At 73.0% G+C, this 19,987-nt stretch carries 12 protein-coding genes and 1 pseudogene; 8 read left to right on the top strand and 5 right to left on the bottom strand.

Going from position 1 to position 19,987, the window contains the following annotated elements:
• Positions 1 to 64 precede the first annotated feature (64 nt).
• On the top strand, positions 65 to 4,171 hold the full coding sequence (gene hrpA, locus LY625_RS00520; RefSeq protein WP_255703216.1) for an ATP-dependent RNA helicase HrpA: 4,107 nt from the start codon (positions 65 to 67) through the stop codon (positions 4,169 to 4,171).
• Between the two features lie 3 nt (positions 4,172 to 4,174).
• On the opposite strand, the gene LY625_RS00515 is transcribed toward hrpA, so the two are convergent.
• Positions 4,175 to 4,678, bottom strand: a complete 504-nt coding sequence (locus tag LY625_RS00515) for a hypothetical protein (protein WP_233737053.1) — start codon at positions 4,676 to 4,678, stop codon at positions 4,175 to 4,177.
• 82 nt (positions 4,679 to 4,760) lie between these two features.
• On the opposite strand from LY625_RS00515, the gene LY625_RS00510 reads away from it, so the two are divergent.
• Positions 4,761 to 6,920 (top strand): bifunctional (p)ppGpp synthetase/guanosine-3',5'-bis(diphosphate) 3'-pyrophosphohydrolase, encoded by a 2,160-nt coding sequence (locus LY625_RS00510; RefSeq protein ID WP_233737052.1) that lies wholly within the window; start codon positions 4,761 to 4,763, stop codon positions 6,918 to 6,920.
• A 5-nt stretch (positions 6,921 to 6,925) separates the two neighbouring features.
• Here the strand turns inward: LY625_RS00510 and LY625_RS00505 are convergent, their stop codons facing one another.
• Entirely contained in the window at positions 6,926 to 9,019 is a 2,094-nt protein-coding gene (locus LY625_RS00505) for a glycosyltransferase (RefSeq protein WP_233737051.1), read from the bottom strand.
• A gap of 277 nt (positions 9,020 to 9,296) precedes the next feature.
• Between LY625_RS00505 and mrcB the strand changes: the two are divergent.
• The 6 genes and pseudogenes from mrcB to tsaB all read left to right on the top strand — a co-directional run.
• Positions 9,297 to 11,492 (top strand): annotated as a pseudogene (gene mrcB, locus LY625_RS00500) (penicillin-binding protein 1B); the annotation flags it as partial.
• A gap of 92 nt (positions 11,493 to 11,584) precedes the next feature.
• Positions 11,585 to 12,121 (top strand): hypothetical protein, encoded by a 537-nt coding sequence (locus LY625_RS00495; RefSeq protein ID WP_233737050.1) that lies wholly within the window; start codon positions 11,585 to 11,587, stop codon positions 12,119 to 12,121.
• Positions 12,121 to 14,223 (top strand): ATP-dependent DNA helicase, encoded by a 2,103-nt coding sequence (locus tag LY625_RS00490; RefSeq protein ID WP_233737049.1) that lies wholly within the window; start codon positions 12,121 to 12,123, stop codon positions 14,221 to 14,223. The genes LY625_RS00495 and LY625_RS00490 overlap by 1 nt, the downstream gene beginning before the upstream one ends.
• Positions 14,224 to 14,286: 63 nt before the next feature.
• On the top strand, positions 14,287 to 15,354 hold the full coding sequence (locus LY625_RS00485) for an alpha/beta hydrolase (protein WP_233737048.1): 1,068 nt from the start codon (positions 14,287 to 14,289) through the stop codon (positions 15,352 to 15,354).
• Positions 15,355 to 15,479: 125 nt separating this feature from the next.
• Entirely contained in the window at positions 15,480 to 15,929 is a 450-nt protein-coding gene (locus tag LY625_RS00480) for a hypothetical protein (protein WP_233737047.1), read from the top strand.
• Between the two features lie 61 nt (positions 15,930 to 15,990).
• On the top strand, positions 15,991 to 16,713 hold the full coding sequence (gene tsaB, locus LY625_RS00475) for a tRNA (adenosine(37)-N6)-threonylcarbamoyltransferase complex dimerization subunit type 1 TsaB (protein WP_233737046.1): 723 nt from the start codon (positions 15,991 to 15,993) through the stop codon (positions 16,711 to 16,713).
• A gap of 40 nt (positions 16,714 to 16,753) precedes the next feature.
• Here tsaB and LY625_RS00470 read toward each other — a convergent pair whose 3' ends face one another.
• The 3 genes from LY625_RS00470 to gshB all read right to left on the bottom strand — a co-directional run bounded on the left by LY625_RS00470 (position 16,754) and on the right by gshB (position 19,921).
• The gene (locus tag LY625_RS00470; RefSeq protein WP_233737045.1) at positions 16,754 to 17,986 is read right to left on the bottom strand and encodes a hypothetical protein; all 1,233 of its coding nucleotides are present in this window, start codon (positions 17,984 to 17,986) and stop codon (positions 16,754 to 16,756) included.
• Positions 17,987 to 18,098: 112 nt separating this feature from the next.
• Positions 18,099 to 18,971: an energy transducer TonB gene (locus LY625_RS00465; RefSeq protein WP_233737044.1), complete on the bottom strand. Its 873-nt coding sequence runs from the start codon at positions 18,969 to 18,971 to the stop codon at positions 18,099 to 18,101.
• Positions 18,968 to 19,921 (bottom strand): glutathione synthase, encoded by a 954-nt coding sequence (gshB, locus tag LY625_RS00460; RefSeq protein WP_233737043.1) that lies wholly within the window; start codon positions 19,919 to 19,921, stop codon positions 18,968 to 18,970. The genes LY625_RS00465 and gshB overlap by 4 nt, the downstream gene beginning before the upstream one ends.
• Positions 19,922 to 19,987: the final 66 nt, after the last annotated feature.

Here is a 19,987-nt window from a genome sequence, read left to right as displayed (position 1 = left end):
GGTCTTCTTCGCGGTTGCCATGTCGTGAGTACTCCTGAGTCGTCAGCGGCGACAATTGCCAGCAATGCAACCTACCCATCGCCATGACAAGCCTTCGTCACGACGCCGCGGCCGCGGCGGCGGACCCGTGCCGCCGCCGCTGGCGCGCGGCCGCGAGGCGATCGACACCGCACTGAGCCGGGACCGTGGGCGCCTGATGGGCCTGTGGTCGCGCTGGCGCGAGGAGCCCGAGGACGCGGAGCGGCGCGAACGCTTCGAGCAGGCCGTCCTGGAGTCCGCTGGCCGGCGGGAGGCGCGCGCGGCGAAGCTGCCGCAGGCGCCGGTCGACCCCGGCCTGCCGATCGCCGCCGAGGCCGACCGCATCGTCGGGCTGATCCGTGACCACCAGGTCGTGGTGATCGCCGGCGAGACCGGCTCGGGCAAGACCACCCAGATCCCCAAGCTGTGCCTGGCCGCCGGCCGCGGGGCGGCGGGGATGATCGGCTGCACCCAGCCACGGCGGATCGCCGCGCGCGCGGTCGCCCGCCGCGTGGCCGAGGAGCTGCAGGTCCCGATGGGCGGCGCGGTCGGCTACCAGGTGCGCTTCACCGACAACGTCGGCGAGGACACCGCGATCAAGTTCATGACCGACGGCATCCTGCTGGCCGAGATCGCCTCCGACCGCTGGCTCTCGCGCTACGACACGATCCTGATCGACGAGGCCCACGAGCGCAGCCTCAACATCGACTTCCTGCTCGGCTACCTCAAGCAGCTGCTGGCCAGGCGCCGCGACCTGAAGGTGATCGTCACTTCGGCGACCATCGATACCGCGCGCTTTTCCGCCCACTTCGGTGATGCCCCGGTGGTGCAGGTGGAAGGCCGCGGCTATCCGGTGGAGGTCCGCTACCGGCCGCTGGAGGGCGAGGGCGACCGGGAGGGCGAGCGCACCGTCACCGACGGCATCGTCGCCGCCTGCGACGAGATCACCCGCGAGGACCCGCGCGGGGACGTGCTGGTGTTCCTGCCCGGCGAGCGCGAGATCCGCGATGCCCACCAGGCCCTGGAGCGCCGCAAGTACCGCCACACCGAGGTGCTGCCGCTGTACGCGCGGCTGTCGGTCCGCGAGCAGGACCGGGTGTTCAACCCCGGCCCGCAGCGGCGCATCGTGCTGGCGACCAACGTCGCCGAGACCTCGCTGACGGTGCCGCGGATCCTGTACGTTGTCGACCCCGGACTGGCCCGGGTCAAGCGCTACAGCGCCCGCGGCAAGCTCGACCGGCTGCACATCGAGGCGGTCAGCCAGGCGAGCGCCAACCAGCGCGCCGGCCGCTGCGGGCGCATCGCCCCGGGCACCTGCTACCGGCTCTACGGCGAGGCCGACTTCGATTCGCGCCCGGAGTTCACCGATCCGGAGATCCGCCGCGCTGCGCTGGCCGGGGTGATCCTGCGGATGCTTTCGCTGGGCCTGGGCGAGATCGACCGCTTCCCGTTCCTGGAGCCGCCGGAGCCGCGCGCGGTCGCCGACGGCTGGCAGGAGCTGGCGGAGCTCGGCGCGATCGGTGAATCGCGCGACGGTACGCGCCCGCTGACCGCGACCGGCAAGCTGATGGCGCGCCTGCCGGTGGACGTGAAGCTGGGTCGGATGCTGGTGGCCGCCAACGACAAGGCCTGCCTGCGCGAGATGCTGGCGATCGCGTCCTTCCTGGGCATCCAGGACCCGCGCGAGCGCCCGCCGGAGCAGCGCGCTGCGGCCGACAACGCCCATGCCCAGTTCGTCGACTACAGCTCGGAGTTCGTCGGCATTCTCAAGCTGTGGCAGGCCTACCAGGACGCCCACGAGGAGTTGACCCAGTCGCAGCTGCGCAAGTGGTGCGAGAAGAACTTCCTCGGCTTCCTGCGCATGCGCGAATGGCGCGAGCTGCACCGCCAGTTGAAGCTGCTGGTACAGGAACTGGGCTGGTCCGCAACGTCACCCCCGCGAAAGCGGGGCTCCAGGGACGTCGCCGTCGACCGCAAGCCACCCGCGACTGAGGCCACCCCCACCGGCGACGCCGAAAGCGTCCGCCTCACTGCCCCCGAATACGCCACCCTCCACCGCGCAATCCTCACCGGCCTGCCCACCCAGGTCGGCCACCGCATCCCGCCCGCCGGCAAGCCATCCCCCGGCCCCCGAAAGCCCGGCGAGCGCCGCACGCCCGCCGAGTACGAAGGCCCGCGAGGGCGCCGCTTCGGCCTGTTCCCGGGCTCCTGGCTGATCCGCAAGCCGCCGCCGTGGGTGCTCTCGGCCACCCTGCTGGACACCGAGAAGGTCTGGGCGATGACCAACGCCTCGATCGAGCCGCAGTGGGCGATCGACGAGCTCGGCCACCTGCTCGCCCGGCGCCAGTTCGACCCGCGCTGGTCGCGCTCGCAGGGCCGGGTGCTGGGCAGCGAACAGGTCAGCCTGTTCGGGCTGGTGCTGGCGCCGAAGCGCCCGGTGCATTACGGGGCGATGTTCCCGGAGGAGAGCCGGGCGATCTTCGCCCGCGACGCGCTGGTCACCGGCGAGATCAACACCCGCAGCGCGTTCCTGGCACGCAACCTCGAGGTGCTGGAGCAGGCGCGGGAGGAAGAGGCCAAGCAGCGCCGCGCCGGCATCGTGGTCGACGAGGACTGGATGACGCGCTGGTACCTCGACCGGCTGCCCGCGCACGTCCACAACACCCATGCGCTGGATGCCTGGTACGGCAAGCTGCCGGCGAAGGAGCGGGCCGCGCTGGAGTGGAGCCTGGACGACCTGCTGGTCGGCGACGGCACCGACGCCGACCGCTTCCCGCCGGTGATCGCCCTCGGCGATGCGCGCCTGGAGGTGAAGTACCGCTTCGATCCGGGGGCGCCGGACGACGGCATGACCGTGGTCGTGCCGCTGCACCTGCTCAATGCGCTCGACGAGGTGCGGCTGGGCTGGCTGGCGCCGGGCTTCGTGGCCGACAAGGCCGCGGCGCTGATCCGGTCGCTGCCCAAGGCGCAGCGGCGCAACTTCGTGCCCGCGCCGGACTTCGCCCGCGCCTTCACCGAGGCCCACCCCGGCCTCGACGAGCCCGATGCATTCACCGGCACGCTGGCGCGGTTCCTGGGCAGGCTGACCGGCGCGGAACTCGCTCCGACCGACTTCGACCAGGCCGCGCTGGAGCCGCACCTGCGCACCAACGTCCGGCTGCTGGACCGCGATGGCCGCAGCGTGCTGGCCGAGTCGCGCGACCCGGGTGAGCTGCGGGCGCGTTTCGGGGAGCGCGCCGCGAAGGCCTTCGCCGCCCGCGCGGCCGAGGGCCTGGGCCGCCGCGGCCTGACCCGCTTCCCCGACGAGGCGATTCCCGAGCGCGTGCCCGGCGCGGCCGGGGTGCCGGCCTGGCCCGCCCTGCACGACGATGGCGACAGCGTTTCGCTGCAGGTCCACGCCGACCGCCAGCTGGCCGAACGCCAGCATCCGCGCGGCGTGCGCCGCCTGCTGCAGCTGGCGCTGGCCGACCGCCTGCGGCAGGCGCGCCGGCAGTTGCCGGTCAAGCCGAAGACCGGCCTGCTCTACGCCGCGATCGAGTCCACCGCCCCGCCGGAACTGCGCCGCGAGGGCGACCAGCTGCGCGCCGACCTGGTCGACGGCGCCTTCGAGGCGCTGCTCGGGCAGCACGCCGATGCAGTGCGCCAGGTCCGCGACCCGGCGGGCTTCGACACCCTGGGCGAGTCACTGGGGCGCCAGCTGTTCCCCGAGGCGATGACCCGGCTGCAACAGGCCGAAGCCATCCTTGAGGCGGTCGCCGAGGCCAGGAGGAAGCTGGAGTCGCCGCTGATGGGCTGGGCCAGCGGCAACCTCGATGACATGCGTGCCCACCTGGCGTCCCTGGTGCCGGCCGGCTTCCTGCGCGGGGTCCCCGGTCCGGTGCTGACCGAATACCCGCGCTACCTGAAGGCGCTCGCCCTGCGCGGTGAGCGCGCCCTGCGCGATCCCACGCGCGACCAGGCGCGGATGCTCGAGCTCAAGCCCTTCGTCGATGCCCTGGACGCGGCCGCCGCGCGCGGCGAGGCCGGAGACCCGGAGTGGCAGGCCCTGCGCTGGGACCTGGAAGAACTGCGGGTGTCGCTGTTCGCCCAGGAACTGGGCGCGCGCGGCATCTCCCCCAAGAAGCTGGCCACGCGCCTGGCGCGCCTGCAATAGGCTTTATTCCACCCGCTCGACCTTCGCCCGGGTGTTGTAGCCCTCCACCCGCATGTACCAGGCCCCGAACATGCCCGGGGCGATGGTCACCTGCGGTGCATCCAGGCTCACCCCGGCCAGCGTGGTGCTGTCGATCTGGCGCCACACCTGCCCGTTGTCCAGGCGGAAGCTGCGGCCATTGCCGAAGCCTTCGAAGCGGCCGCTCAGCCGCGCATCGACGCGTTCGCCGTCACGCGCGGAAAGGAAGCCGCGGCGCTCCTCGACCACGCGCGCCTCGGTGCGCTCGGCGGTCCGGCGGGACTCCGCCTGGACGGTCTGTCCGAGCCATTCGTTCAGCCTTGCCAGTTCGGCCGGCTCCAGCTTGTGCAGGCCGGCCGCCATGAACTCCTCCGCGCTCATCCGCCGCTCGATGGGCGCATCGGGCGACTGGGCCGCTGCCGGGAGCGCGGCCGCCAGGGCGGCGGCGAGGAGTGGCAGGCGCAGGTGGGACAGGAGGGGTGTGGACATGCGCATCGAACTGTTCCTGCAGGCGGTGGACGGCTAGTGTAGACACACAGTCCCGCCTCCCGGTACACCCGCCCGGCTCGCCATGAGCGCCCCTGCCCCCGACCCCGCCGGCGTCCTGGAACGCCTTCCCGCGACCGCCGTGCCCGCCGGGCTGCTGGACCGCATGCGCGAGGCACTGGCCGCCCCCGGCGCCGGCGACGACGCACGCGACCCGCCGCAGGTGGTGGAAGCGATGCTGCAGGCGCTCCAGGTGCTGGACGCCGACGGCGACACCCTGGCTGCGGCGCTGCTGCATACCTGGCCGCGGGTGCTGGACGCCCTGGGGCCGGGCTTCGAGGCCGGGCACCCGCGCCTGGCCGGCCTGCTGGAAGGCCAGCGCGCGGCCTCCCAGGTGTGGGCGCTGCATGCCGAGCGCGGGGAGCACCAGCACGGCGCCGGCAGCGAGGGCCTGCGCCGGCTGCTGCTGGCGATCGTGCGCGACCTGCGGGTGGTGCCGATCCTGCTGGCGCGCCAGCTGGCGCGGATGCAGCACGCAATGGGGCTGCCCGAAGACCGGCGCCTGGCACTGGCCCGGCTGACCCGCGACATCCACGCGCCGCTGGCCAACCGGCTGGGCATCTGGCAGCTCAAGTGGCAGCTGGAGGACCTGGCCTTCCGCTACCTGCACGCCGACACCTACAAGCAGATCGCCCGGCTGCTGGACGAGAAGCGGGTCGACCGCGAGCGCTACATCCGCGAGGTGGTCACCACCCTGGACGCGGCGATGGCCGCGCACGGCATACGCGCCGACGTGGCCGGCCGGCCCAAGCACATCTACAGCATCTGGCGGAAGATGCAGCGCAAGCAGGCGCCGATCAGCGAACTCTACGACCTGCGCGCGGTGCGCATCCTGGTCGACGACGTGGGCGCCTGCTACGCCGCGCTGGGCGTGGTCCACGCGACCTGGCTGCCGATCCCCAGCGAGTTCGACGACTACATCGCCCGGCCCAAGCCCAACGAGTACCGCTCGCTGCATACCGCGGTGGTCGGGCCCGAGGGCAAGACCCTGGAGGTGCAGATCCGCACCCGCGACATGCACCGCCAGGCCGAGCTGGGCGTCGCCGCGCACTGGAAGTACAAGGAAGGCGGCGGGATCGACGCGGCCCTTGAACGCAAGATCGCCTGGATGCGCCGGCTGCTGGAGCCCGGCGGCGAGGCCGACGGGGTGGCGCTGGCCGGCGAGCTGGGCGCGGAGCTGGCCGAGGAGCGGGTCTACGTGCTGACCCCGAAAGGCGAGGTCATCGACCTGCCGGCCGGTGCCACCCCGCTGGACTTCGCCTACCGCGTGCACACCGAGGTCGGCCACCGCTGCCGCGGCGCCAAGGTCGACGGCCGCATCGTGCCGCTCAACCACCGGCTGCACAGCGGCGACCGGGTCGAGATCATGACCGGCAAGACCGCCGAACCGCGACGCGACTGGCTGATGGAGGCCAACGGCTTCCTCGCCAGCGGCCGCTCGCGGGAGAAGGTCCGCGCCTGGTTCCACAAGCTCGACCGCGCCCGCAACGAGGCCGAGGGCAAGGAGCTGCTGGACAAGGAGCTGCGCCGGCTGGGCCTGCTGGGCGCGGACCTGGCCCCGGCCTGCGAGCGCTTCCATCTCGACAGCGAGGGCGACCTGCACGTGCTGGTCGCGCTGGGCGACCTCGGGCCGCACCAGGTCGGCCGGGTGCTGGCCGAGCACGAGCGGGCGCGCAATGCGCCGGTCGAAAAGGTCCCGACGGTCCACGTGTCCAGGCCGGCAGGAAGCGGCCGTGCCCGTCCCGATGCCTTCACCGTGCAGGGCGTGGACAACCTGCTGGTGCAGATGGCCCGCTGCTGCCAGCCGGTGCCCGGGGACGCGATCGCCGGCTACCTGACCCGCGGGCGCGGAGTGACCGTGCACCGCAGCGCGTGCGCGACCCTGCAGCGGCTGGGCGCCCGGCATCCCGAACGCGTGCTGCAGGTCGAGTGGGGCAGCGCCCGCGGCGGCTACGAGGCCGACGTCGAGGTGCTCGCCGTGGACCGCAAGTGGCTGCTGAAGGAGATCACCAACGTGATCGCCCAGGCCAACGCCAACGTGCTGTCGATCAACAGCGACCACCAGCGCAACGGCGCCCGGGTCCGGATTCGCATGCGGCTGCGGGTGTCGGACTTCGGCCAGCTGTCGACGCTGCTGGGCAGGCTTTCGGGGCTGGCGGGAGTGGAGGAGGCGCGGCGGGAGTAAGGCGGTCAGGCCAGGAGCTGGCGGATCACGCCGCGCGCGGCATCGGCGGAGAAGTGGCGGTGCACGTTCTCCCGTCCGTTGTCCGACAGCCTCTGCCACAGGGCATCGTCGGTCACCAGCTGCAGCACGGCCGCGGCGAATTCGTCCGCCTCGCCGCCCAGCATCACGTCCACGCCGGGGACCAGGTGCATGCCCTCGACCGCGCAGTTCGTCGCCACCACCGGCAGCCCGTGGGCCATCGGCTGGTTGACCTTGCCCTTGACCCCGGCGCCGTAGCGCAGCGGGGCGACGGCGACCCGGCAGCCTTCCAGCCAGGGCGTCAGGTCGGGCACGTGGCCGTGGATGGTGACGCCGGGGCGCGCGCCCAGCCGTGCGATCGGCTGCGGCACGTCGCCGCCGATGCAGTGGAAGCGCAGGCCGGGCTGCCGCGCCAGCACGCGCGGCCAGACCTCCTCGACGAACCACAGCACCGCGTCCACGTTCGGTGGATGGCGGAAGCCGCCGACGAACATGACGTCGCGGCGCTGCGCCAGCGGCAGGCCCGGGCCGCCAGGCTCGTGCAGGTTGGAGAGCACCTCGACCCGGGCGTCCGGGGCGTCGGTGCGCAGCAGTTCGCGTTCCACCGCGCTCACCACCAGGGTGAGGTCGCTGCGGTCGATCACGTCCAGTTCCAGTGCGCGGGTGCGTCCGGCCGCGCGCAGCGCCCCGGTGTCGCCGCTGACCTCGGCGCCGCGCCGCTCGCGCAGGTAGTGCAGGTCCACGCTGTCGAACACCAGCTTCGCCTGCGGGGCGTGGCGGCGCAGCAGTGGCAGCATTTCGCGCATGACGTAGTGGCGCCCGACCAGGGCGACATCGAAGCGCGCGCCGTGCTCGCGCAGCCAGGCCGGCCATCCGGCCATCTGCGGCGCATGCCAGGCCTCCACCCCCAGCCGCTGCAGCGCGGTGGTGTAGCCGCCGTCATGGGCGCGGTCGGCGGCGGCGAACACCACGTGCGCGCCCTCGCTGCGCAGCAGCCGCATCAGGTTGACCAGGCGCAGCGAGCCGGAGTCGCGGTCGGGGCGGGGGGTGAGGGCGTCGACCACCAGCACGGTGCGGCCGTAGAGCCGGTCGGTGAGGCTGCCTTCCGGAGCGCCCGGCGCCGGGTGGCCTTCCAGTTCGCGCGCCCAGCGCGTGGCGAAGCGCGCCTGGTTCACCACCTGGTGCGCCTTGACCCCATGGCGGGTATCGGTGCCGGCGGTGGCGCCCTCCACGTGCAGCACCTCCGAGAACGGGTTGCACAGCACCTGCAGCCCGCGGGCGCGGACCTTCATCGCCAGGTCGGTGTCCTCGTAGAAGGCCGGTGCATAGTGCGTGTCGAAGCCGCCGAGCTCCAGCATCAGCGCGCGGGGCAGGGCGATCGCGGCGCCGGAGCAGTAGTCGACCCGGCGCAGGAAGGAGAACGCCGGATGGGCCGGCCCGCGCAGCCGGCCGAGCTTGTCCGCCGAGCCGTCGCGGTAGACCACCCCGCCGGCCTCCTGCAGCCGCCCGTCGGGATAAAGCAGCCGCGAGCCGGCGATCCCGGTCCCCGGCTCCTGGTCGAAGGTCGCCAGCAGGGCGTCCAGCCAGCCCGGCTGCGGCACCGTGTCGTTGTTGAGGAAGACCACGTATTCGCCGCGCGCCGATGCCAGCCCGTCGTTGCAGGCGGCGATGAAGCCGCCGTTGGCCTCGCGCACGTGCAGGCGCAGGCCATCGATCTGGCGCAACAGCGCCACGGTGTCGTCGGACGAGCCGTCGTCGACCACGATCACCTCCACCGCGGCTGCCGGCGGTTGCGCGGCCAGCGCGCGCAGGCAGCGCACGGTGTGGGCCGACTGGTTGAACACCGGGATCACGATGCTGGCCCGCGGCGTTTCGCTGGCCGGCACGGCGAAGGGCGCGAACGGGGCGTCTTCCGGAACCCAGGCGCGGGCCCGCCGGGCGACCGGCACCGGCCGCAGCTGGCGTGCCACCCGCTCCAGCGTCGAGCGCAGGCCGCGGCTGCGCAGGCTGGACAGCCCCCGCCAGGCCAGGCCGGTCGCACGGTCGATCAGGAATCGCAGGTCGGCCGCGGAAATCGGCATCAGCTCGGCACCCGGGAACGGTCCGGTATTGGGCCGGCCATGATAGGCGGCCGGGGCGCATCAGCGGCGCCCGGAAGGGTACGAATGAATCCCCGCCCGCCGCGCTCGCCGGGACCCCGGGGTGCGGCACCGCGGCTGCGATAGACTCCGGGGCCACAAGGGCGTGGCCCTGTCATTGTCCCATGCCGTGGCGCGAAACCGACCGAACACCCAGCGCGACACCCAGCGCGAACCCCGTCCCCGGGACCCCGGGGTCCCGTCGCCCTGGCCGCGCCGCGTGGCCACCTGGCTGCTGGCGGCCGCCGGCCTGGCGCTCGGCTTCCTGGTGCCGTACACGGTGTACCTCAACCACGAGGTCAGCGAGCGCTTCGACCAGTTGCGCTGGCAGTTGCCGACCCGGGTCTACGCCCGCCCGCTGGAGCTGGCCTCCGGCATGCCGATGGACTCGGCCACGCTGAAGACCGAGCTCGACGCCGCCGGCTACCAGGAAGCCGATGGCGTGCGGCCCGGGACCTACCTGCGCGAGGGCGGGCGGTGGAAGATCGCCAGCCGTGGCTTCCATGACGTCGGCGGTCCGGCGGCGCCGCGCACCATCGAGCTCACCGTGGGCGGGGGGCAGGTCTCGCGCCTGCGCCAGGCCGGCGGCGAGGCGATCGCCTCCGCGCGGCTGGACCCGGCGCGCATCGCCACGCTCTACGGACAGAAACAGGAAGAGCGCCGGCTGGTGCAGCTGCACGAAGTCCCCGAGCTGCTGGTCACCAGCCTGCAGGCGGTCGAGGACCGTGACTTCGCCCACCACCATGGGCTCGACGTCAGCGGCATCCTGCGCGCGGTCTGGGTCAACCTGAGGGCCGGCGAGAAGCGCCAGGGCGCCAGTACCCTGACCCAGCAGCTGGCGCGCAGCGGCCTGCTGGGCATCGGCCGCGAGCAGACCTGGACCCGCAAGATCAACGAAATGATCTACGCGCTGCTGATCGAGGCGCGCTACGACAAGCAGGTCATCCTGGAGGCCTATTTCAACCAGGTGTATTGGGGCCAGCGCGGTTCGCAGGCGATCCACGGGGTTTCCGCGGCGGCGGAGTTTTGGTTCGGCCGCGACCTGGACGAACTGGAGACCGAGCACATCGCGCTGCTGATCGGCGTGGTCCGCGGGCCGTCCTACTACGATCCGAGACGGCACCCGGAGCGGGCGCAGTCCCGCCGCGACTTCGTCCTCGGCGAGATGCACGAGACCGGCCTGATCGGCGATGCCGAGTACCAGCGCGCGCTGCAGGCGCCGCTGGGGATCACCGCGCGGCCCGGCACGGTGAGTGCCAATCGTTTCCCGGCCTATGTCGACGTGGTGCGCCGGCAGCTGGCCAGCGATTACACCAGCGATGCCCTGGCCGGCGCCGGTCTGGCGGTGATGACCGCGATGTCGCCGTCCGCGCAGGCCTACGCCGAGGGCGCGGTGACCGGCACGCTGAAATCGCTGGAGAGCGAAAAGCGCCCGGCCCTGGAAGCCGCGCTGGTGCTGACCGACGTGCACCAGGGCGAGATCCTGGCGGTGGTCGGCAGCGGCACTCCGGCCGCGCACGGCTTCAACCGCGCGCTCGACGCGCAGCGCCCGGTCGGATCGCTGCTCAAACCCTTCGTGTACCTGATGGCGCTGGCCGACCCGCGGCACTGGTCGCTGGCCAGCTGGGTCGATGACAGCGCGGTCAGCATCACCCTGGACAACGGGCAGGTCTGGAGTCCGGGCAACTCCGACGGCAAGAGCCACGGTACGGTGCGGCTGATCGACGCGCTCGCGCATTCCTACAACCAGGCGACGGTGCGGGTGGGCATGGACGTGGGTCCGGCGGCCATCGCCAAGGTGGTGCGGGATCTGGCCGGGCTGAAGGCGCCGGCCAACCCCTCGCTGATCCTGGGTTCGATGGACCAGAGCCCGTACGCGATGGCCCAGCTGTACCAGTTCATCGCCTCCGGCGGCGAGATCCAGCCGCTGCGGGCAGTGCGCGGGGTGCTGGATGCCGATGGCCGTGCGCTCAACCGCTATGACCACGACCCCGCGCCGGCGAACGGCAACGATGCGGTCGCCGCCCGGCTGATCACCATCGCGCTGCAGCACGCGGTGTCCTCGGGCACCGGCCGGCGGCTGGTCGCCGACGGCCTGGGCGGGCTTGCCCCGGCGGGCAAGACCGGCACCAGCAACGACAGCCGTGACAGCTGGTTCGCCGGTTACACCGGCGACCACCTGGCGGTTGCCTGGGTGGGCAACGACGACAACGAGCCGACCGGGCTGTACGGCTCCACCGGGGCCATGCGGGTGTGGTCGCGGCTGTTCAGCCAGTTGCCCACCAGCACCCTGGAGGCGGGCGACGAGGGCATCGACTGGCGCTGGGTGACCGGCTCCAACGTGACCGATGCCGACTGCCCGGGCGCGCGGCGCTTTGCCTTCGTGGCGAACTTCGCGCCGGCCTACGTGCCGTGCCGGGTGCCCGAGCCGGAGCCGGCCGAGAGCGAGCGCCGGGGCCTGCTCGACTGGCTCGGCTTCGGCCGTGACCGCGACGGGGAGGACGGGGAATGAACTGCAGGTACCCGGGCGTGGTCGCGCTGGCGATGGCGGTGTCGATCGCCGGCTGCTCGGTCGCGCCGGTGCAGGAGCCGGCCGCGCCGGTCCCGGCCTACGATCCGGTCGCCATGGTCGCGGCGATCCGCGCCGCCGGCAACGAGGGCAAGGAGCTGGTGGTCACCCCGCTGGGCGATGCGGCGGTCACCGACCTGCGCGCGCAGGCCGGGCGCCAGCTGCAGGCCGGCGAGGTCCAGGCCGCCGCCGACAGCCTGGACCAGGCACTGTCGGTCACGCCGGATGATCCGGCGCTGCTGCAGGAGCGCGCCGAACTGGCCGTGCTGCTGCGCGACCTGGACGCTGCGGCGGCGCTCGCCCGGCGTGCGATCGGCGCCGGCAGCGGCGTCGGCCCGTATTGCCGCCAGCACTGGGAAACCCTCCACCAGGTGGCGCTGGCGCACGCCCATGCGGACCCGGCGCTGGCGGGCGTGGCGGCGGACGCGGGCCGCCAGCGCGACGCCTGCACCGTTGGCCCGCCGCCGCGTTACTGATGGTGGAATCCGGCGACGTACATCCGCTGGCGGCCGCCAGCCGCGCCGCCCTGAGCGAGGGCGGCGAACTGGCGCGCAACATTGCCGCCTTCGCCGCCAGGCCCGCGCAGCAGGACCTGGCGGCGGCGATCGCCGAGACCCTCGCCGGGCGCGGGGTGCTGATGGCCGAGGCCGGCACCGGCACCGGCAAGACCTTCGCCTACCTGGTCCCGGCGATCCTGTCGGGGCGCAAGACCATCATCTCCACCGGCACCCGTGCGCTGCAGGACCAGCTCTACCACCGCGACCTGCCGCGGGTGCGCGATGCCCTCGGGCGCGGGCTCAAGGCCGCCCTGCTCAAGGGACGCGCCAATTACCTGTGCCACTACCGGCTGGAGCAGGCCAAGGGCAGCGGGCGCTTCGCCAGCCGCGAGGTCGCCGCGCAGTTCCAGCGCGTGGTCGCCTGGGCCGGGCGTACCCGGATGGGCGACATGGCCGAACTGGAAGGCCTGCCCGACGACTCGCCGCTGCTGCCGATGGTGACCTCCACCGTCGACAACTGCCTGGGCAGCGATTGCCCGTTCCATTCGGAATGCTTCGTCGTCCATGCACGCCAGCGCGCCCAGTCCGCCGACCTGGTGGTGGTCAACCATCACCTGCTGCTGGCCGACCTGGCCCTGCGGCAGGAAGGCTTCGCCGAGATCCTGCCCGGCGCCGAGGCCTTCGTGATCGACGAGGCCCACCAGTTGCCGGAGCTGGCGGCGCAGTTCTTCGGCGAGGCGCTCAGTGCCCGGCCGCTGGTGGAGCTGGCGCGCGACGCGGTCACCGAGTCGCGCGAGTCGCCGGGCGCGCTTGCGGTGCTGCAGGCGCCGGCGCAGGAGCTCGAACAGGCCACCCGCGCGGTGCGCGCGGCGATGGACGACTTGCCGGTGCGCGGGACCCGGGCACGCGCGGCCGGGCTGCCGCAGGTCGAGGAGGCGCTGGACCGGCTGGCGGCCGCGCTGGAAAGCCTGCACGCCGCCTTGCTGCCCCTGCGCGAGACCGCGCCGGGGCTGGACGGCTGCACCGCGCGCGCGCGCGACTTCGCCAACCGCCTCAAGCGCTGGCGCGAGGAGGGTGCCGGCGCCGACGAGGCGGATGAGGCAATGGACGCCACGCAGGACGCCGCCGACCCGGTCCCGGCCGCCGGTGCCGAAGGACCGGAAACCGCGCCCGCCGATGACCGTGGCCCCCTCGTGGAGGACGGCGACCCGGCGGTGACCTGGTACGAGCTCACCGCGCGCGGGTTCCGCCTGAGCCGGACCCCGCTGGACGTGGCGGGCCCGCTGGCGCGCCACCGGGCGCGCTCGCAGGCCGCCTGGGTGTTCACCTCGGCCACCCTGGCGATCGGCGGGCGCTTCGAGCATTTCGCGATCAAGCTCGGCCTGTCCAAACCGCGCACCCTGCTTGCCCCCAGTCCGTTCGACTGGCCGCGCCAAGCCTTGTGCTACCTGCCACCCCGGTTGCCCGAGCCGTCCTCGCCCGACTACACCGCCTCGGTGGTGCGGGCGGTCTGGCCGGTGCTCCAGGCCTCCGGTGGGCGCGCCTTCCTGCTGTTCGCCTCGCACCGCGCACTGCGCGAGGCCGCCGGCCTGCTGCGCGGCGCACCCTGGCCCCTGTTCGTACAGGGCGAGGCGCCACGGCCGGTGCTGCTGGAGCGCTTCCGCGCCAGCGGGAGCGGCGTGCTGCTGGGCACCGCCAGCTTCCGCGAGGGCGTCGACGTGCCGGGCGATGCCCTGGGCGTGGTGGTGATCGACAAGCTGCCCTTCGGCGCCCCGGACGATCCGGTGTTCGAGGCGCGCCTGGACGCGATCCGCCGCGAGGGCGGCAATCCGTTCCGTGACGAGCAGTTGCCGCAGGCGGTGATCGCGCTCAAACAGGGAGCCGGCCGGCTGATCCGTACCGAGGGCGACCGCGGGGTGCTGGTGCTGTGCGATCCGCGGTTGACCGGGCGCAGCTACGGACGGGTGTTCCTGGACTCGCTGCCGCCCCTGCCACGTACCCGGGACCCGGCCCGGGTGGAGGCCTTCCTGACAGGCACCGGGGCGCCGGCGGAGCCCGATGCCCGGGTTTGCCCCAGCTGACCGGCGGCGACGGATGTGTTTGCATCGGGCGCAGTCACCCATCCACGGACGTGGAGCGCACGCATGACCGGTCCGGTTTCATTCGAATCCCAATCCCTGCAGCAGCTCTCGGCCTGGACGAGCGCGCCGCCACCCGACGGCATGGACGCGGCGGCGACGATGCAGTGGTGGAACGGCCTGTCGGGCGCCGAGCAGCAGGTTCACCTGTACGGGCAGCCCTCCGCCCTGGGCGGGATGGAAGGCCTGCCGGCGGAGGTGCGCCACGAGGCCAACCTGCAGGTCCTGCGCGGCGATGCCGCCGCCGGCAGCCAGCCGCAGGAGGCACAGGCGCTGCTGGACCGCATCGAGCAATCCTGGAACGGTCCCGAAGGCGAGCGCATCCACCTGCTCGACTACCAGCCGCCCGGGCGCGACGGCCAGGATGCGAAGGTGGTGGCCTCGATCGGCAATCCCGACCATGCCGACAACGTCGCGGTGTACGTGCCGGGCACCGGCAGCGACCTGGGCAACTTCGGCGGCTCGCTCGACCGTGCCGACGCCCTGCGCGCCCAGTCGGAGATGGTTCCCGGTTCGGGCGACACGGTCACCATCGCCTGGCTCGGCTACGACGCCCCCGACCACATCCCGGCCGCGGTCCTGCCCGGGTATGCCCTGGACGGCGCCCCGGAGCTGCAGTCCTTCACCCAGGGGCTGCGCGAAACCAATTCCGATGCCCGGGTGACCGTGATCGGCCACTCCTACGGCTCGACGGTGGTCGGCACCGCCGATGCGCTCGACGGCGGCCTCGGGGTCGACGACATCATCGCCCTGGGCAGCCCGGGCATGGGCTACGAGCAGCCCTCCAATGTCGGTTTCCTGTTCGACGACATCACGATCGGCGACGTCGGGGAGATGAACATCGACGCCGACCACTTCTGGGCCGGCGCCAACAGCAACGACGTGGTCACCTATACCCAGGCCCACGGCAACAGCCCGGTGGACTGGAGCTTCGGTGGCCAGCGCATCGCCACCGGCGACCTCTCGGGGCATTCGTCCTACTGGGACAACGGCAGCGAGTCGATGCGCAACCAGGCCTACATCATCACCGGCAACCACGAGCAGGTGACCACGGAACGCAGGCGTTTCGGGTGAGCCATGGGGACCGGCCCGAAGGGCCGCGCCGGCCGCGTGCCGCCGCGGCCCTTGTCGTGCTGGCTGCCGGCGCCATCCTGGCGGGCGGTTGCCGCGCGCCGGTCCACGGTGTAGAGAAGGGAACCATGCAGACAATTTCCAGCCGCGACGCCGCGCAGGCCTTTGCCCCGCGCGTGGAAGCCTTCCTCGACACGCTGCCGCTGCGGCGCGAGAAGTTCGAGGTCCGTGCCAACCGCTGCGCCGGCAGCGAGGGCGAGCAGCGCAACGACATCTACACGGTCTGGGTCGGCCTGCAGGCGGTCGCGCCAGGCAACGACGCCGCCCGGGTGCTCGGCGAGGTCCATGACCGCTGGCGCGACGACGGCTGGGAGATCACCCGCTGGCGCCGGCTCGAGAACGGCGGCATCAACCTGGGCGCGCGCGATCCGGACGGCAACGACTGGGTGCTCGACTCCGGGTTTGCCGCGGGGCCCGAAAGCTACGTGGTCGGGTTCTTCAACACTCCCTGCATGCTCGACCCGTCGGGCGCCGTGGATTTCGGGCCGATTGCCGCGCGCGCCGACCTGGTCCGCTGAGCGTCCCACCCGGCGCCGCCCGGCGCTACCCTGTCCGGCCGCCCGTTCCGGAGCCCGCCCGATGATCCTGCTCGCCCTGGAGACCTCCACCGAGGCCTGCTCGGTTGCCGTGCTGCACGGTGACCGGGTGCTGGAGCGCTTTGCCCTGGCACCGCGCCGGCACGCAGAGCTGGTCCTGCCCTGGTGTGGCGAGGTCCTGGACGAGGCCGGCCTGGCCCGCGGGCAGATCGATGCGGTCGCCGTCAGCCGGGGCCCCGGAGCGTTTACCGGCGTACGGCTGGGCATCGCGGTGGCGCAGGGCCTGGCCCTGGCGCTGGAGCGGCCGGTGGTCCCGGTTTCCACCCTGGCGGTGCTGGCAATGGAGGCGGCGGCGCTGGCGCCGGAGGACGCGGCCAGTGGGGTGCGGGTGCTGGCGAGCCTGGATGCACGGATGCAGGAGGTCTATGCCGGCTGCTTCGAGCTGACCGCCGGGGGTGTCGCCGCCATCGGACCGGAAACCGTCGGCCCGCCGGATGCGGTGGAGCTGCCCGGCAACGGCGGTGCCTGGGTGGGGGTCGGCACCGGACTGGGCGCACTGGAAGGCGCGCTGCAGTCACGGCTGGGCGATCGCCTCGCCGCGGCGGATGCCACCGGCCTTCCGCGGGCCGGGCAGCTCGCCCGGCTGGCCGCGGGGGCCTGGCGGCGCGGCGAGGCGGTCGCGCCGGAGCAGGTCGAGCCGGCCTACCTGCGCAACCGGGTCGCGTTGACGCTGGCCGAGCAGAAGGCATTGCGGGAGGCCCGCTGAGGCCGCGCCCGCACCCGGGCGAAAGCCGCGACCTCCAGCCTCAACGCCCCAGGATCCCGCGCAGCAAGCCGCGCGCGGCGTCCTTCACCGTCTCCCGCCCGGTCTCCCCGGCCACGTCCGCGGCATCGGGGACCGCGGCCTCCATGCCGGGCATCAGCATCGCGGTGGACTTGTTGCGAACCCGCACGTTCCACTCCGGGCGCCAGTCATTGCCGGCGCCGGCGGGACGGGGCTGGGGGATGTGGCTCTCGCCGCCGTAGGCGACCATCTGCACCATCGGGGCCACGGCATCGCCGCCTTCCCCGGCGAACACTTCGCGCGGAATGCTGCACGAGCGTGCATCGCGATCCAGCAGCACCCGCTCGCGGGTCCACTCGTCCAGCCTGGCGTTGGGCAGGTAGTCGACCAGTTCCGGCCCGGCGTCGCCGACTTCCGAACTGCTCCACATGACCAGGGTCTCGCCGCCGCGGTTGCCCATGGCGTGCAGGAAGTAGGCCCGGGCGCCATCGACCGGCTGCCATTCCAGGGTCAGTCCATCGGCCGCCGAGCCCTTGCGCTCGACCTGCAGGGCCGGCATGAAGTCATGCGCCTGCTGCAGCTCGAACTGCAGCGCGGCCGGCAAGGCCTCGCCGGTCACCTGGTGGCTCCCGCGCAGCGAGGCTTCGGCCGGCACCGCCTTGCGGTCCGAGGGGTTGGGCCACAGTGCGTACTGTGGGCCGGCGTCGATGCCGCCCTGGGGGACCTGCCGCGGAGTCATCGCGTTGCCGCTGGTGTGGGCGACCCCGTCGCGCACCTGGACCGTGAATTCCAGCGGCTGGCCCGGCCCCACCGAGCTGCCGCAACCCCAGTAATACAGGATCCGCATCTGCCCGCCGTCGGCCTGGCCGTACGGATTGGAGCCGGAACCCGGGCCAGCCGACCCCGCCACGCGCTCCGTGGGCGGCAGCAACTCCAGTTGCGCGCCCATCCGCGCCGCCCCGGGGATGGCCTGCCTGGCCGGGGTGCCCGGCTGGCGATGGTTGTGCAGGGCCACGTCCAGGTACTTGCCGGGCATCGCCGGGTGCCGCGCCATGCCGTAGCTGGCCTGCCCGCCGCCCACCAGGCCGGCCAGCCGGCCGGCCGCGCCCATCCCGGGCATCCCCGGGGCGCTGTGGGTGGCGACGTCGATGTACAGCTCGGCCTGGGTCGCCTGGGTGGACTGGGCCGCCGCCGGCGGGGCGAGGGCGAGCCCGGCGGCGAGCGCCGGGACGAAGATGCGGAAACACGTGCTCATGGGCGGGTACCCCGGGGTGTGGGCCGGAACGGCGGCCCTGCCGTGCCCGGAAGCCCCGGGACACCCGCTACAACGCGATCGGTGTCCGGGAACTGACAGGCGCGCCCGTGGCCTACCGGTCCACCAGCTCGCCGCCGGCCAGGAATGCCCAGGTCCGGGTGACATGCAGGATGTCGGGGTTCTCGTCAGTGCGCGGCAGCGGCGGGTAGGGCTCGGCCAATGCCGCGATCCGCAGCGCCGACTCGTCCAGCAGGGGGATGCCGCTGCTGCGCAGGATCCGTGACTGCTCCACGCTGCCGTCGCGGCGCACGGCGACGCTGATCACCACCTCGCCGGCCAGCTGGCGCCGGCGCGCCTCGTCGGGATAGTTGAGGTTGCCCACGCGCTCGACCCGGTCGACCCACTCGCGCAGGTAGCCGGCCCAGGCGTATTCGGTGGTGCTGGCGGAAACGAACTTGCGCGTCGGACGTTTGGCGTAGGCCTCCGAGCGCAGGTGGATCTCGGCGGCCAGCCGGGCCATTTCCGCGTCATGGGCAATGCGCTCGGGGCCACGGGGCAGGGCGCGGGTGTCCGTTTCCGGCGTTTCCCGGGCCGCGGCCAGGGGCCGCTCGCCGCGCGCGCTGTCCACCACCCGTGCTTCCGGCGGAGGCTGCGGGTCCGGGGCCTGGGCCCGCAGCTGCCGGGCCGCCAGCCCGGCCTCGGGCTGGGGCAGCGGTCCGGACTGGTTCTCGCGCGGGCGGGTGCTGCGATCGTGCTCGCCACCGCCCTGGTTGTTGGCCTGGGCCAGGAAGTCGGCCTGCTCGGGGCTGAGAACGGTATTGGTGCGGGTCAGGATGACATCCAGCGTCGGCACCACCGGGGCGGCGCGGTGGAGGGTGAAGCCCACGCCCAGCAGCAGGGCCGCATGCAGCGCCAGCGACAGCGCGAGGGTCGCCCCGAGACGCTGGCCGGAGCCCGGGTCGTGGCCCGCCAGGGTCGCGCTCATGACCCGGAAGCACGCGCCTCGATGGCGTCGAACAGCTGCCCGGCGATGTTCAGGCCGAACTGCGCGTCGAGCTCGCGGATGCAGGTGGGGCTGGTCACGTTGACCTCGGTCAGCCAGTCGCCGATCACGTCCAGGCCGACGAACACCATGCCGCGGCGCTTCATCTCCGGGCCGACCTGCGAGGCGATCCAGCGGTCGCGGTCGCTCAGGGGACGGCCTTCACCCCGCCCGCCCACCGCGAGGTTGCCGCGGAACTCGTCACCCTGGGGAATGCGCGCCAGGCAGTAATCCACCGGCTCTCCATCGACGAGCAGGATGCGCTTGTCGCCGTCGGAGATCTCCGGCAGGAACTGCTGGGCCATCGCCAGGCTCGCGCCCCCCCGGGTGAGGGTTTCCAGCACCACGTTGGTGTTCGCCTCGCCGTGCCCGAGCAGGAAGATCGAGCGTCCACCCATGCCGTCCAGTGGCTTGAGCACCGCGCGGCCCTGCTCGGCGAGGAACGCCTTGAGCGCGGCCGGGTCGCGGCTGACCAGGGTCGCCGGGCAGCACTGCGGGAACAGCAGCGCGGCCAGCTTCTCGTTGTAGTCGCGCAGCCCCTGCGGGTCGTTGACGACCAGCGCACCGGCCCGCTGGGCCAGGCCGAGGATCTGGGTGTCGTGGATGTACTCCGCGTCCACCGGTGGGTCGGTGCGCATCAGCACCACATGGCCGGGGCCCAGCGGGATCGTGGACCAGTCGCCCAGTCCGTACCAGCCCGACGGGTCCTCGCGCACCTGCAGCGGAGCCATGTGGGCGACCGCTTCGCCGCCGCGCAGCGCCAGCCCGCCCGGGCGCACGTAGTGCAGCCGGTGGCCCCGCCGCTGCGCCTCCAGCAGCATCGCGAACGTGGAGTCCTTGGTGATGTTGATGGACCCGATCGGGTCCATCACAACGACGATGTCCAGGGGCATGATCGCGCCGTCGGTGGCCTGCGCCGATGGTATCAGGCGTGCCGGCCGTGCCGGGCACCGCGGCGC

Origin of the sequence: Lysobacter sp. GX 14042 (genome assembly GCF_021390425.1) — a bacterium.
GTDB lineage: Bacteria > Pseudomonadota > Gammaproteobacteria > Xanthomonadales > Xanthomonadaceae > Novilysobacter.
Note: the sequence above shows the minus strand (reverse complement) of the source record. Positions and strands in the feature narration are given on the sequence as shown.